This window comes from Xenorhabdus bovienii (assembly GCF_024721015.1).
GTDB lineage: Bacteria > Pseudomonadota > Gammaproteobacteria > Enterobacterales > Enterobacteriaceae > Xenorhabdus > Xenorhabdus bovienii.
In genome coordinates, this window is the sequence record NZ_JANAIF010000018.1 from 35,850 (window position 1) to 50,676 (window position 14,827).

Below are 14,827 nucleotides of genomic sequence, written 5' to 3' on the forward strand. Positions count from 1 at the left end.
CCTCTCAATTTCATATTTTTAGCTACATCGAGGCTATTTAACACAGGTTCATGAAGGTAGTTAAAGTAATCATAAGTTAAATACCAATGACCGTGACGCTCACTCGGTTTCTATGAGTTCAAACTCTTCAAAGACCAGTTCCATGTTTTCGGAATAGGTGCCTTCTCTCTCGAAAAAATTTTGATGCTCTTTCCTCCAGTACGAAAGACTCAGATCGCCTTCACCCTCTTTTTTTTCCAGATACCACGAGGCTTGCCAGCTCATCAGCTAATTCAGGTGAGTCACCCAATTACCAACTAGAATCTGATGGATATTTTTGATATAGCTGTTTTAGGGGAAGCATAAATTTTCTGTATGTAAGTTAATCGAAGGGGTTAATTTACCAGAAATAGTATCACAAGATAAGTTCGTTGGTCGCCGACTTTTTCTGACCAGCGAAACGGGTTAATGCGGGTAGTTTCGCCAGCGGCATCTGTTTCGGGACGGTAAGGAACGGTGATCACTTGATTCAGAGACAGGCAGGAATCATGGAACATTTTTTGCTGCTAAAAATAGTTGTTTATTTTGATATTTATTCAAAATAAATACAAATATATAATATTTATTAAAGGTATTTTTTAATTAATAATTAGTGTGTCAATATCGGTGTTTTTAAATTATATATATCTTTATATCTTTTAAATTCATTGTTACAAGCATAATTTACTTATATTGAAGAGGCTGCTGTGACAGGGGGCAATCAGCAGCCTTCTATTATTTCCGGTGATGTAATACCGTGCATGCATTGCCCAGTATTATTTTCCTCCCAATATTGACCTTCTTATTTCTGATGCAATCGAATCAAGCTGTACTGCCGTCACGCTGCGGATATCCGCCTCTACTTTTCCCTCATTGGCTTGGTATTCCCGCAAGTAGATCGCCGTTTTTCCCTGCCGGAGTTGTGCCAGAATGTCGAAGGTATTTTTGCCAATCATCTGTTCGTCAAAAGTGATCTCAGCACGGGCGATATCGCGCCCTGCGCTGTCCCATACCACTTTGGCCGACACGCCTTTGATGCGGTTCAGTCTGTCAATAAAAGATGTCATTCTTGCCACCATGTCCGCGCCAGACTCTTTTTTGTCGGTGATATAGCGCTCAATGGCCAGTGTCAGGCCAAGAATGCCTTCTTTGCCGATTTTCATGGCGCGCCCGATGCCGTAACTTTGCCGCTTGACCCAATTCACATAGGGCTGTTTGCCGATCACCAACCCACTGGTGGGGCCTTCAATCGCTTTGGCACCGCTGTAAATCACCAGATCGGCTCCCAGCTGGTAATAGAGCGTTAAATCTTCCTCGGCGGCGGCATCCACTATCAGGGGGAGCTGGTGCTCCTGTGCAATGCGGGCAGCTTCGGCTACGGTCAGCATGCTTTTCTGTACGGTATGATGTGATTTGATATAGAGAATGGCGGCGGTTTGGGGCGTGATTTTGGCGGCGAGCTGTGTTGCGCTGCATTCGTTGGCAAAACCCGCTTCAATGACTTTACCGCCCCCCAGCGTAATCATGGTGTCAACAGGAGCGCCGAAGTTGACGTTATGCCCTCTGGGAAGAATGATTTCACGGGGGACTGGCTTCTCTGAACGATGCAGATTAAGCAGCAAATCATCATCATCTTTGACAATCACGGCAGCTATCGATTGGGCGATCCCCGCTGAAGCACAGGAGACAATGATTGCGCTGTCTACGCCCAGCAATCTGGCGATGTAATCACCGGTTTTATCGACTAAATCGGCCATCTCAAAATAATGATTCAGCCCAGTAGCAACCTGCTCAATCACATCAGAGCGGGGTGTTGAAACGCCCAGTGCGGTCATGCGTCCCGCCGCGTTGATCACTGGCCGCAATTGGTATTTTTCATAGAGAGATTTCATCGACTGTGCTCCTTTCCACAACCACAATATGCGTACCCGCAATAATGGCCGCTATTGGGATAAATTGTTGCGTACCAATCCTGACCTGTCCTTCCGCATCGAACAGTTCAATGCGTTGATTTTTCAATTCAAAAATCGTGATATCGCCATCAAGACCCCGCTCCAGCCGACCTTTGCGTGGCAGATGAAGTAAATCCGCAGGGTTGGCGGTTACGCAGTTAAGAATTTGTTCGGGCGGAACGCCCAGGGTGAGGAATTTGGTCATCACGTTGGCGAGGCTATAAACCGGCCCACCGACGCGGTTTTTTTGGTAAATATCGGAACTGATTATATGGGGATAGGCACCGAACCTTATGGCTTGTTCAGCCACAGTGAAGCTGAAACTCTCTGTACCATGTCCTACATCCAGAACAACGCCGCGTGACAGTGCCTGCTGAATGGCAGGTTTCAGATTACCTTTATCATCGAGGATACGGTTAGGCTTGCCGTTAAAGCAGTGGGTAATGATATCGCCTTGGGTCAGTAGATCGGCAATTTCCTCCAGATTGGGCGGTGGATTGCCAATATGCACCATCAGCGGCAGGCCACTGGTTTTTTGTCTGAGTTTAGAATGGAGAGCTTTAGCCTGGATGAGCGGTTGGAGGCCATTTTCACCCACCACGCTTTTGCTCATGCGGGCTTTCAGACCGATGACAAATCCAGCGTGACGTCTGACAGCATCTTGCAGGCGGGAAGCGTCGATTTGGGTTAAGTCTGCCAGTTCGTTCTGGCTACGCATGCCTGTGCGGGCGATATTCAGGAAAGCGTAGACATGAGTCTTCACCCTGCGCGCCACGGAATGAAAATGGTCGATATCATCCGCTCCTGCGCTGCCCGCATCGACCACCGTCGTGACACCACTGGCTGCTCCAATCAAATCGGGTTCATCAAAATAGAGAGGCGATTGTGGATAACAGTGGGTGTGGGCATCAATCCAGCCGGCACTGACAAAGTAATGACCATGAAGATCAATATACCTGATGGCTGATAATCCTGTCGCCGCCAAGGGGCCAATGGCGGCAATCCGGCCATCATTGATCACGATATCAATGATAGCCCCGTTGATCAGTTTCCCCTGTTTAATGATTAAGTCATACATGATACCTGTCCTTTTGCTATGGGCATGATTACGCTGTCACAGGGAAAAAATAGCCGAGTATCATGGCGCCCAGAATTGCCCCGCCTGCTACCGGTTTTTTCCACACATAAAACAGCAGTGCGCCAATCAGTGAACCAACGCCAATCGGAATAGAAGCCGTCATTGCAGCCAGAATAATTAAGGGGCCGAGGAAACGGCCGGAAGCATTGCCTGCACCCATCATGACATCTGCGCCAAAGGTGGAGTTTCCCTGCGCAACGGTGAATTTGCGGGCGAGGATGATCAGCAGACCGACGCCAACGCCGAGTAACATGCCGGTGATTAGCGCCGCCCAGAAGTGGGTTATCAGAAAATCAAACCCGCCGGCCAGCAGCAGGGCGGGAACACCCAGACCAATCCCGGTTTGCAGGGCGCCACCGATATCCAGGATCCCGACCAGTGATCCTTCGACGATACGGGCGAACAGGAAACTGGCACCAAATGCCGCCACCGCGCCATAAGCGCCGGTATCAATGCCGGCGCGCAGCATGGCGACGAAGGCCACTTCATTGAATGCCCCGAATCCATACACCACATACATATGTGTACCGGCGAAAATCCCGGCTGACAGCAGACCGACAAACAGCGGGAATGACCATTCTGCGTACCAGAAATCAGGTTTGTTCAGTTCAGTATTCATGATTATTTACCCCTCATCAGTTGATGGATATGTTGCAGCCAGCCCGGTGCATCCAGCATGAAAGAGGTCAGCAGTTTAAGATCGAATTCACGGAAGAAGCCGCTGAGGGCAAACAGCAAAATAACGGCGATCAGCATGGTACGGGTGATTTTATTCCAACCACTGTCATCCACGCCCTTACCGATCAGAATGCCTAATACCAGCCCCGGAATGGCGTTGCCCATAATCAGTTGCGCGCAGCCGCCGAACAACGTGGCCCAGAAACCGGATCGGCGGCCGGCATCCATTGCGGCCAGCCAGAACAAGACGGGCATCACGGTATTGACCAGTAAATTGGCGGCAGGCACCAGCACGTTGGTGGCAGTGGTCTGCAAGGCAGCGGGAACGGCAGAGGCCGTGGTGTTCAGGAACGCGACCAGCAATGCCCCGATAATCCCGCAGGCGATGGCCATTTTTTTCGGGTTGTGCAGGGTTTCTGCGACGTTGCGATTTTTGATCATCAAGGCGGCCGCGCCCCAATTGGGAATGATGCGGTGATCGACATCTTGTGTGAACGCCCCCGCAGCAACGGACGAGGCCCACGCATTAAAGAAGAAACCGAGGCCGAAGGAGAAGTGAGAGGCAGGATCGCCTTCGCAGGCGTTCAGTTCGCCTAACGTGCGAAAAGCGCCCATGCCCTGTACGGTTGGCGCATGGAACATGCGTGCCGCTCCGGCACCGAGGCCGAAACCGCACAGGCCGCCGATCACCAGCGACATGCCGAGTATTTCAATAAAAGACGCGGTAGCACCCATAGGTTTTTCTCCAGATCATTTTCTGTCGGCATGATTGTGATGGTTTGAAGTGGATTGTTTGAAATGGATAGCTCGCACATCCAGAAAAGAGACATTGACGAAAACATCCAGCACGACGGAATAGTGTTCACGCTGACGGGGCAGGAAAAAGAACAGGAACTTCTCCGTCGTGACCTTGCTGATGGCGCTGACGATGGCAACGTCTTTCGGTTCGATGCGCAGGATGATGTGAGACGTTCCTTGCAGTACCGTGCGCTGTACGGCATTCAGGGCATCGGCGATGGCTTTCTGTTTGGTATCGCCGGAGCCGCTGACCCGAACCGATGTTTCAATCAACTCTTTCATGGTTGGCCGCCTGTTTTTTGATTAAAGCGCGAACCAGGCGCTCGCCCAACTCCGCTTTATCCATAAAACCAAACCCGAGCACCGTACAACCTTCACGGATCGCGGTTTCTCCTTCTTCGATGGAGCGCATACCGTGACGTACTGGGTAGCCATATTTGTTTTGTGCGGTGATTGCGCCCGCTCCGCCACTGCCGCAAAAAGAGATGCCGATATCTGCCTGTTCGTGATGCATCACATCACCCAGTTTCATATCCGCCGCGACGCCCGGAATAACAATCGCTTTGCCGCCTGCTGCTTCGACACCCGCCGCGACGTTTTTCCCTTTGCCCAAACGGTCACCGATAACCACAATGATTTGTTTTTTAACAATTTTGGTTGATGTCATGGGTTTTGTCTCCTGTGTGCTGAGTGAGGATTAAGGGTTGGAACGCGCGACTTCAAAATGCACGGATAGCAGATAAGCCTCTTCAACGGCCAGTCCGGGCAGCGTTTCGACGACTTGTGCCGCCAATGCGATAGATTCCGGCGAAACTTCGTCAAACAGCGAGTTATCCACTTCTGGCAAAGGTTCTCCTGTTTTGGCTCTCATCACCATTGCCCTGATATGGGTGGTCAGCATCTGCTGTTGTACTTGCGTGGTATAAGCACCCGCCGCTTCCAGCCACTGCTTAATAAGTGCCAGTAATCTTTGGCTGACCGCTTCGGGATCAAGGTTGCCTTTCGCCATATTGAAACGCATGGGGGGTTTAAGCATAAAATTTTTCCAGTCAAATCGATCACGACGCATCGTCGAGTTTCCCGCCATCGGGCGTAATACGGTGAAATGACCTTATCGATTTTATTTGTGGCTTTGGAGCAGGCTAATTTCCGCTTCGAAGTGGAAATCAACCGAAAACGAGGTGTTGTTGCGCTGTCATGTGGGATTTTTGCATAAAAAACGAAGGCATCATGATTTTCTCAACCTGAGAATGTGGTCACATTATAGACAGATATTTCTCGTTGATTTTTGCTGACGGGAAAGACGTGAGATTAGACTGAGCGGCCAAGACTGTCTTTGGCGATGATCTGAAAATCATGGAAATTCCGGCTGCGTAATAGCCGTTTAGTGGCTTTTTCCCGGACAAACGTGACAAACAGATCATAAATTGCCATCGCTTCTTCATAATCCTGTTTGCTGATGGCGAGCAGGAAAATGACATTCGCCCGCGTCTTCGTTTCTTTGCTCCATTCGATACCTTTGGGTGCCAGAACCGTGACGACGACCGTTTTGAGAGCCAGCAATCCCAATGAATGTGGCAGAGCAATATTCTCCCCCAATAACGTAGAAACAATGGCTTCCCGTTCAATCAACGAGGGACAAAAATCCTCTCTGACATAGCCGCCAGCACGCAATCTCCTGCACAGGGTTTTAAACAGGATTTCCTGCGTGATATCTTCCTTGATCACCATAAAATAACGCTCATCGAAGAAACGCTCCAAAATATAGGGACGGGTTTGTTCCATCATTGCCAGCCGTCCTATCTGCTCTAATTGATAAGCAGTAGGGAAGGGAGCGATTTTGACGATGGGTTTATTTTTCTCTGACAGACGCAAAGTGGTAATGACGAAATTTTCTTCCACATAGTCCAAGGCGTTGTATTCATGGAGTGGCAGTACGCGCTGGATCTTGAGCTGCGGAAATTCACGGGCGATTTTGGCCTCAATCATCCGCCGCGTGGCATTGCCTGAATCGGTGACAACCAGAACATGCGTCGAACCTCCGTAATGGCGCTCCAACCCAACGCCGATATGCACCGCCAGATACCCCAGTTCATCTTCACTGATGACGAAGGGAAGTTGATCTTCGATACGGGTCAGAGCGCTTACCGTGACTTCATAGGCGAAAGGATAATGTTGCTTGATATCCGCCAGTAGCGGGTTTTTGGTGCTGATTTGCTGCTGCAACCGGCTGATTAATACCGTTAAATGTGTTGCGAGATCGCTTCTCAGCTTGCTGTCATGGCGTAAATCATAGTTATAGGATGCATTGATGTCGTTGAGGATCTCGTCTACCCATTGATGGCTGTTGGGTGTATGCGGGGTGGGATTATCGTGTTGGGGAATTCTCTGTGCGGCAATCTGCCCCGCGAGATAACCGGCTTCTGATGCAGATATTTCGCTGCCTAGCATGCAGATCAAACCTTGTGAAATTTCATCTGTCACATTTTGTATTATGTTATCCCATTCATGGACGACACCTTGTGTCAGCTCATGGCGGCGGGTAATTCTGAGAATGGAAACGGCACAGTTAAATATCAGATATTGGCGGCCTTCGTTGTTCAGGCGGATACCGAATCGAGTCAGGCTGTTTTGCAGGATTGTTTCGATATAAGTCAGGTCGATATCCGCCAGAATATCTGTCCTGAACTGGCTGAGTGACGGTTCGACTTCGAGCGAAAATCGGCGTAATAGTGTGTCTGTCAGACAGGATCGGATAATGCGTTCATTGCCGGTCAGCCGGGTTCCGAGACGGGGAATACTGGTCAGTTGCAGGGGATATTTACTGACAATTTCACGTACCACGCCCATATCATGTTGCAACGTTCCTCGGCTGATAGACCAGGCTTCCGCAATATCATCCAGTTTGACTGGCTGAGTAGCCAGCAGCAATTTCAACAGTAACGCATCCACCCGATCGCTGGCCGTGCGGGGGATCGTCTGGATCATTTGCTTTTGTTTTGGCAGCGAGGCGAATAAGGTATGATCCTCAATGCTGAGAGAATATCCGCTTCCCCGTTTATAGAGGATCTGAGCGCCGTAATGACGTAGAGCGTTGTTCAGTTCCGTAATATCCGTGCGAATGGTGCGACTGGAAACACCAAAGCGTTTTGCCAGTTCAGCCTGCGGCAATCTTTCTTTGTGGATCACCTCAAAAAGGTGGGCTAGACGCGGATAAGGGAACAAGGCCACGGAGATACCTTTAATTTATTATTATTCGGTGTAACTTCGAGCGATTTCTTCGTTGAATAAACCCATTACCCTATCAGGCAGGTAAGAAATTGATTAGCCTTTTTGAGTGATCTCAGTGGAAAAACAGGCTGACATTTTCATGTCTGTGAACCTGCGACAGAGGAAAGTTGTACGGATATTGCTTATGGCATTAAAACCGCAGCAGGGAAAATGACTGACACATTTTTTCCTGACGATATGGGAAAAATAATTATTTAGATCGTGCATTCTCTATCGTCAGTCTTGCTGATTACACTATATCAGCCGATGAAATGCGCTGGTGGAGCAAAATTCTGCGGATATTTTACTGTAATAAATAATGAGGATGACTATTTGTTTTGTATATTAACTTTACCATAAGTTAATAATAATTTTATTCATTAATAGTATTATTATCTCTATAGTTATTAAATGATACCCACGTAATAATCAAAAATAAGATGTATCTTACTGGACAGGGATTTGATTTATCAATAAAATATTTTTTATTATGGCATGGTATTTTTTTCAAGAACGGATTTCAACAAAATCAAAAGGATAATTAATTATGTCTAGATTTATTATCAGTCGGAATAACAAGTCTTTACTTAATGAAACCGTATTCTATCTTACAAAAGGGAATAGGGAATATGCTTACATTAAAGATCGATGGTTTGAATAGTAATACCAAAAGACATCTTAAATTTCAATCGAATAATACGCTTGTGTCCATTTTTCAACGTGATAATTATCTGTTTAGAGAACAAACCTTGCAAATAACAGCTCTGAATATGGGAGTAAGCGTGGTTAGAGCGGTGGATACTGATATAGATTACTGTCCCTATTTTGCAGAAGGCGTCGCTGAGGACTGTTTTCCACCATTAACAATTCATGTCTTATCCAAAATATCGATTCCAACGGACTTAACTGCCGAGCAGAAAGCGATTTTAATGGTGCTTTTAGCGGAAACGACGTCACCTGAAAAAAAAATAAAGTACAATGAAAAAGAAGCTAAAGATACCATGCAATATATGCATGATGTTCTATTGAACAGAATCCGGTCTCCTAAAGCACATGAGCTTGATGTGCCCAGACAGGGGAATAAATTAATCGGGCTCATTTCAGGGCCACGGACAATAGAGGGGTTTAGCCAATACCCCAATATTAAACCCTCTATACAAGATAGAATTAATGGTATGATAGCTTCTGCTAATGAAGGTAGTAATTCAAATTTTTTAGCTTATCGTCGATTAATTAAAAATGCTATTGATATAGCAAAAAGTAATAAAATCTCCAATACAGAGATTATTGCATGGAGAACTGGAAGTGCTGAGCCTCCTGGTTCAAATTTTACAAAATTATTTTCATTACAAGGGCAGGATTTTTATAAGCTGGCTGATAGTTATCTTAAATAAGAGATTTTATATGAAATATTTAATTGGTTTATGCATGATTCTGTTCTCGTTAACTGCTTTTTCAAAGCAAGATGAACTGGATTTCAAAGCTTGGGAAAAGACGGGAAGTTGGGGAATCTATGACTCAAAACCAGATAATTATTTTAAGCCGTTAAAGATAAATAACTATAAAGAGGGTTATTTACGCTCATTTAGTTATCTTATTAAGCGGTTTAATTTACAAAATGTGAATAATGAATACTGTTTGATTGGTTACAAATGGAATAAAACAAAAGATCGCGATGAGCGTGAACGTATTATTGTTTTTTGGAAAACGGCTAATTATCTGATTGATTGGGATCTGCCGGATGGTGAGGACGATCATCGTTATAAAGCCATTATATTCAGCAAACCCTTTATTGATATGAATGAATCTGTTGTTCCTTATAAGGAAGCAGAAGGTGCGCAGGCTTTATGGGCTAAAGAAGGCGTTATTCAAATGATGAATGATTGTGAATTGAATGGGCAAAAAATCACGATAACACCTTCTGGGGTCAGGTAATATCACAACTGCCTTCAGTCTGCGGGCAGTTCGTGTTTAAATTGGTGGTAACAATATACGCCTATTGAATGTGCGGTTTCATATAATAAATGCAACATCGTTACTCTGGAAGTAAACATATTCGTGTTCCTTGAAAATATTATGACTAATTTTTTGAGTTAGTTCGGCCTGATTCTGAAAAGTGAAATTACAGAATTACAGCCAAGAAGTAGCATGCTATGTATGCAAAATAGCTGTTTCCCCAAATGCGCCATGGATACAGTCATATTAGTTGAAAATTGACTAATACCGCTTAAACTCTCGGAATGGAATTCTTGTGGTTTTTTAAAAATCACCAGTTTTTTGTGAAACTACCGATTCTTAAATAGCTAAATGAGTATGCCACGCTCGGCATAAAATCGGCCAAAAATATCTACTGACATTTTTACATCAATTTGACTTTGAGTGTTAGCACCAGAAGGATTATGAAAAGTGATTTCTTCGGGTGTAGCGTTAGTCACCAGCACAAGATGTCCGCCCTTTTTTTCAGGTAATCGTGTTGGCCATCTGATACTAGGATGAACGGAAGCTATATATAAACTATCTTGGGTAAAAACCTCATGTATCTTTTCGGCCGCCATACCGGTCACTATTTGAGAGAAAATCCCAAATTGTTCCGATAACATTGAAACTACAGGGGCATAAATCATTCCTTTTATATGCTCATTTTCTATCTGGTATGCTCCGTACTCGGTTGCCATTTTAGTTAATTTCAGCAATGGGTAAATTTTCCCTGAGCGAGCTGCAAGCAACATTTTAAGACAAGCCATACCACAGATATGATTTGCCCATTTCGCATATTCCTCTGGGGAATCTGCACCGGATTGTTCCCATAGCGGATCATGACTAAGTGGAAGTTGATGGTGAATAATGTCATTGGCTAAATGGAATGATTCCCACTGAGAAAAATAGGGGACTTTCATAGTCTCTCCATGAAAATAAGTAAAATCGCGATAACAGCAACAAAGGAAAATAACATTTGTTCAGAGAGTTTGCCTTCACGATAGACAAGCACTGAAATTAGCATAAGTAAAGGAATCCTGAGAGTTATTGCTAGATATCCGTAGCTGACAGGTAAATAAGTGGCAATAGCATAGTTAAAAAATAATTCGGGTAAAACCCAGATAATTGATATGGAAAGCCAAAATTTCAGTGGAACAAAAGAAAATTTATTTTTCTGATAGAAAAAAATAACAAATATATTCCCTATGCCAGTAAATAATAAATAGGTAAACCAACCACTCGTGGGAATCCCTGTTCGGTCCATAATTGCAAACCCGATTACACAGAATATCATAATGAAAAACATAAGCTTACTTCGTCTGTGCATGCTTTTAATATGACCAATCATAGTGAAAAGAATTCCGGCGACAAAAAGAAGGTTAATACTGAGGATCGAGGCAAAGGTAAGATTAGAACCAAATATCAGTATATCAACGAGTGCAATAAACCCAAGAGATATAGGGAATACATAAGTGGCAGATGAAAGGCTTTTGTTGATAAGATTTTGTTGTGCTATCAGCATTATGCCTAGAAGCACCCCTTTCATCAATCCAGCAGATATCCCTGTTAGGTTAAGGAAATCAGATGGAGTTGAGATGCCCGTGGTTATGGCGACAGGAAGTAGAGAAAGGCACGTTAAAAACGTGCCAGCGCCAATAATAAAAGCAGTATTCTCTGGAGATACACGTTCTGCAACTTTTTTAAGGGCAAGGGTTCGCAAAGTCGTTAGTACGATGATCAACAAAAAAACACCATATTGTGCTATGTTCAATTGAGATGCCTTAACATAGACGAAGTATTATTATTTTCCGGTGTTAGAGACAATGCGGCTTCAATGTGAGCATCGATAGAATCAATTATTTTTATTGAATTTTGATACACCCTATCACTGACAACTAAAGGAATTTCTGTACAGCCGAGTATGACGGCTTCTGCGCCTGATTCAGCTAATTCATCAATAGCACGATACATTATTCCACGGGATGTGTCAGTGAGTGCATAGCGACATAGATCCTGATAAATAGAATCATGTATGACTTGCCGAGTCCTGGATCTAGGTATTAATACGTTTATTCCTTTAGCTTCAAGTCGTTTCTTATAAAAATCACGTTCCATAACATATTGAGTACCAATTAACCCAACATTGGAAACCTTCATGCTGAGTAATTTATTTGCGGTGGCATCAATAATATTGATTATTGGAATATTAACCAGTTTTGAAAGCCGATCGCAAGTATTACTGGTTGTATTAGAACAAATAAGGATTTTTTTTACTTCGGCTTGCGCAAGTTGATGAACTGCTTTACTGAGAATGTTAAATTCAGTCTCATTATCATCTCGCTTCTGGGCGGCAAGTATTTTTGAAAAATTAAGGCTGATAATAGCCAAATCGGCAGATTCAAAATCTTTACCAGTATTCTGTACAGCCATATTTAAACGTTTATAATATTCCATAGTTGATGCCCAACTGACACCGCCAATTAATCCTATTCTTTCCATTTTTTTACCTTTACTCGATAATGTAGTTAAAAATAGATTTTTTTTCAGAAATGTTTTGTGATGAACATGATAGGTGAATAAACAAGCTAGGTATTGATAATTTGTGTCCTTTTAACATCTTAGGAAATATGCTATTTTTCATCATGCCCGGGATTGGATTTGATTCAAGAAAGTATATTTCTTCAGACTCGGTAACAATAAAGTCAAATCGACACATAAATTCATATCCAGTAGATTCAAAAATTTTAATAGATAAATCTTTTAGTGTTCTCGTTATCTCTGAATCTTGTATTAAAAGAATTTCTTCTGCTTTATTAATTCGATGCTTTTCATCATGACCGAAAAAACTATTCTTTGTGATTATTTCGACAACATTGAGTGCTATTGCTTTCCCTTCTATTCTAATGCAACCAACAGAATACTCTTTTCCTTTGATGAAAGCTTGTACCAAGGCAAATCTATCGTATTCAAAAATATTTTTCAAATTATCCAATATTGATTTTTTTTCATTTTCCAGATTAACATATTTATTTGTAAATAAAGAAGCGCCTAATGAATTAGGTTTTATAACTATTTTTTCTTCAGGGAAGTTATCGCTAATCAATGAAAATGTTTTTTCTAGATTATCTTCAGTTAAGAGTAATGTTTTCGGTGATTTTAAAGAGGGTAATAAACTATTAATATAGTGTGACATATGGTATTTACTCATAGAGAGCGAGGAAGGAAGTACACTACCAAATGTTCCTTTAATTTTAAAATACTTAGCAACTCCTTGGATATGCCCATCCTCACCTAAATTACCATGAAGAAGATTGATGTGAAATTCGTTTTGTTCAGACATCCTTTTGATTGCTGTATATAAATCTATTTTATCTCCAGAATGAGTAAAATCATCGGGAGAAATATAGGGTGTATAGGCGTTATATAAAACAGAACCATCTTTATCGAAAAAGTATATTGCATTGATATTTCTATCAAAATTAAGCTCTCTGAAATTTTTTATAAGATTATCAAAAGAACTAACTGATGCTGGATGTTCTGGGGAAATTCCACCAAAAATGATCGATAATGGTATAGTTGTTTTTGTGTCGCTAGGAAAATAAACCATATATATTTCCTTTTTTTGATTTTTTAAGAATATAATTCATGCATTGAAATTAATTCAAGCACACTATTCATTTCAATGCAATACCTTTTGGTGCTTTATTTTAAAAAAAGAAGAAAATAAAAATAATTATTAATTGTTTCTATGAGTTTTTATAATGGTGAATATTTACAAGATAATATTTTTATGTTTAATTAATTTCATCCTGATTTTATAAAAGATGTTTTTCAGGTTGACATTAGGCTAGCCTAAATAAACACAGATAATCGTGTTCTGGTAAACTTATTAAAAATGGTAATTATCTGATTAATTGGGAACTGCCGGATGGTGAGGACGATCATCATTATAAAGTTATAATATTCAGTAATCCCTTTATTGATATGAGTAAATCTGTTATTCATTATAAAGAGACTGAATAAAACCAGATTTGAAATTTATTAACTAATATTACGACAACCCCCTATTTTAAAGGGGGTCGTGGCTTTATAAATCACGATCTAATTCATCGACTACTGATTCTTCCACCACCGATATAACCCTTCAATATCCGCTGAAGTGAGCAGTTTCATCGCCGCTTTTAATTGTTCCAGCGGCCAGTTCCACCACTGCATTTCCAGTAACATCGCAATCTGTTCATCCGAAAAGCGTTTTCTGATCACCTTCGCCGGATTGCCGCCAATAATGGTGTAAGGTTCCACATCCTTGGTGACAAGAGCGCGGGTGCCGATAACTGCCCCATCGCCAATGTTTACACCGGGCATAATAATCGCTTCGGCACCCATCCAGACATCATTGCCGATAACGGTGTCTCTCATCGGCTGGTAGCCATCATGAGCATCGGCAAAGGCCGGCTCTTCCGACATATAGAAAAACGGAAAGGATGAAACCCAATCCAAACGATGTCCTTGATTACCCGCCATCATAAAGGCGACTCCGGTGCCGATGGAGCAGAAGCTGCCGATGATCAATTTATCGACATCAACTGAATCGGGATACAGGTAACGGGCGCAGTCATCAAAAGAATGTCCATGATAATAACCGGAATAGTAACTGAAACGGCCGACCTGAATATTCGGATTAGTGACCTGTTCCGCTAAGGTTTTGCCCTTAAATGGGCTGTCAAAATAATTTTCCATATAACCCTTATTGCTATCTGATTTGAATTTGAAAATTACAATTGGTTTTTCGGCATAAAGTCTTGGCTGAATGTCAGCCGTTTGCGTCCCGGTTCCATTTCTGCCAGCGGTTCTACTTCTGTAAGGTATTTTTGCAGCGTGTGACGAGATCCTGATATTCACGGGTACTGATGCGTTTCCAGTCCAGCTCTTGTTCTGTCAGGTCGCGCAGAGCACGGTCGGGTGGACAAAACTGCTTGGATGGATAACCGGGGTT

General features: G+C 43.1%; 16 protein-coding genes and 1 pseudogene. 2 read left to right on the top strand and 15 right to left on the bottom strand.

What is annotated here, in order from left to right; translation table 11 throughout:
* Positions 1 to 99: 99 nt before the first annotated feature.
* The 10 genes and pseudogenes from NXS07_RS06895 to NXS07_RS06940 all read right to left on the bottom strand — a co-directional run.
* Positions 100 to 234: pseudogene (locus NXS07_RS06895) on the bottom strand (ASCH domain-containing protein); the annotation flags it as partial.
* Positions 235 to 374: 140 nt separating this feature from the next.
* Positions 375 to 536 (bottom strand): hypothetical protein, encoded by a 162-nt coding sequence (locus tag NXS07_RS06900; RefSeq protein ID WP_155271861.1) that lies wholly within the window; start codon positions 534 to 536, stop codon positions 375 to 377.
* Positions 537 to 794: 258 nt separating this feature from the next.
* Positions 795 to 1,910: a DgaE family pyridoxal phosphate-dependent ammonia lyase gene (locus NXS07_RS06905; RefSeq protein ID WP_258086437.1), complete on the bottom strand. Its 1,116-nt coding sequence runs from the start codon at positions 1,908 to 1,910 to the stop codon at positions 795 to 797.
* Positions 1,894 to 3,048 (bottom strand): amidohydrolase/deacetylase family metallohydrolase, encoded by a 1,155-nt coding sequence (locus NXS07_RS06910; protein WP_258086438.1) that lies wholly within the window; start codon positions 3,046 to 3,048, stop codon positions 1,894 to 1,896. Before NXS07_RS06910 ends, NXS07_RS06905 begins: the two co-directional genes overlap by 17 nt.
* 28 nt (positions 3,049 to 3,076) lie before the next feature.
* Positions 3,077 to 3,727 carry a DUF4310 family protein gene (locus tag NXS07_RS06915; protein WP_038207303.1) on the bottom strand — a complete coding sequence of 217 codons (651 nt, stop codon included), beginning with the start codon at positions 3,725 to 3,727 and terminating at the stop codon, positions 3,077 to 3,079.
* 2 nt (positions 3,728 to 3,729) lie between these two features.
* A complete protein-coding gene (locus NXS07_RS06920; RefSeq protein WP_038207301.1) occupies positions 3,730 to 4,521 on the bottom strand; it encodes a DUF4311 domain-containing protein in 792 nt (263 codons plus the stop codon).
* Between the two features lie 15 nt (positions 4,522 to 4,536).
* Complete coding sequence (locus tag NXS07_RS06925; protein WP_258086439.1) at positions 4,537 to 4,866, bottom strand: DUF4312 family protein; 330 nt, start codon at positions 4,864 to 4,866, stop codon at positions 4,537 to 4,539.
* Positions 4,850 to 5,251, bottom strand: coding sequence for a glycine-rich SFCGS family protein (locus NXS07_RS06930; RefSeq protein ID WP_038207298.1), 402 nt, complete (start codon positions 5,249 to 5,251; stop codon positions 4,850 to 4,852). Before NXS07_RS06930 ends, NXS07_RS06925 begins: the two co-directional genes overlap by 17 nt.
* A 30-nt stretch (positions 5,252 to 5,281) precedes the next feature.
* Entirely contained in the window at positions 5,282 to 5,605 is a 324-nt protein-coding gene (locus NXS07_RS06935) for a transcriptional antiterminator (protein WP_407078496.1), read from the bottom strand.
* 290 nt (positions 5,606 to 5,895) lie between these two features.
* Positions 5,896 to 7,815: a BglG family transcription antiterminator gene (locus tag NXS07_RS06940; protein WP_258086440.1), complete on the bottom strand. Its 1,920-nt coding sequence runs from the start codon at positions 7,813 to 7,815 to the stop codon at positions 5,896 to 5,898.
* A gap of 668 nt (positions 7,816 to 8,483) precedes the next feature.
* Between NXS07_RS06940 and NXS07_RS06945 the strand changes: the two genes are divergently transcribed.
* Positions 8,484 to 9,248: a hypothetical protein gene (locus tag NXS07_RS06945; RefSeq protein ID WP_258086441.1), complete on the top strand. Its 765-nt coding sequence runs from the start codon at positions 8,484 to 8,486 to the stop codon at positions 9,246 to 9,248.
* A 10-nt stretch (positions 9,249 to 9,258) separates the two neighbouring features.
* Entirely contained in the window at positions 9,259 to 9,789 is a 531-nt protein-coding gene (locus NXS07_RS06950) for a hypothetical protein (RefSeq protein WP_238125373.1), read from the top strand.
* Between the two features lie 368 nt (positions 9,790 to 10,157).
* On the opposite strand, the gene NXS07_RS06955 is transcribed toward NXS07_RS06950, so the two are convergent.
* From NXS07_RS06955 to catB, 5 genes are all read right to left on the bottom strand, one after another.
* The gene (locus NXS07_RS06955; protein WP_238097708.1) at positions 10,158 to 10,751 is read right to left on the bottom strand and encodes a C39 family peptidase; all 594 of its coding nucleotides are present in this window, start codon (positions 10,749 to 10,751) and stop codon (positions 10,158 to 10,160) included.
* Positions 10,748 to 11,602, bottom strand: coding sequence for a hypothetical protein (locus NXS07_RS06960; RefSeq protein WP_038197049.1), 855 nt, complete (start codon positions 11,600 to 11,602; stop codon positions 10,748 to 10,750). Before NXS07_RS06960 ends, NXS07_RS06955 begins: the two co-directional genes overlap by 4 nt.
* Positions 11,599 to 12,330 carry an aspartate/glutamate racemase family protein gene (locus NXS07_RS06965; protein ID WP_258086442.1) on the bottom strand — a complete coding sequence of 244 codons (732 nt, stop codon included), beginning with the start codon at positions 12,328 to 12,330 and terminating at the stop codon, positions 11,599 to 11,601. The genes NXS07_RS06960 and NXS07_RS06965 overlap by 4 nt, the downstream gene beginning before the upstream one ends.
* Before the next feature lie 10 nt (positions 12,331 to 12,340).
* Positions 12,341 to 13,438, bottom strand: coding sequence for an ATP-grasp domain-containing protein (locus NXS07_RS06970; protein WP_258086443.1), 1,098 nt, complete (start codon positions 13,436 to 13,438; stop codon positions 12,341 to 12,343).
* A 506-nt stretch (positions 13,439 to 13,944) separates the two neighbouring features.
* Positions 13,945 to 14,571 carry a type B chloramphenicol O-acetyltransferase gene (catB, locus tag NXS07_RS06975; RefSeq protein WP_038224000.1) on the bottom strand — a complete coding sequence of 209 codons (627 nt, stop codon included), beginning with the start codon at positions 14,569 to 14,571 and terminating at the stop codon, positions 13,945 to 13,947.
* Positions 14,572 to 14,827: the final 256 nt, after the last annotated feature.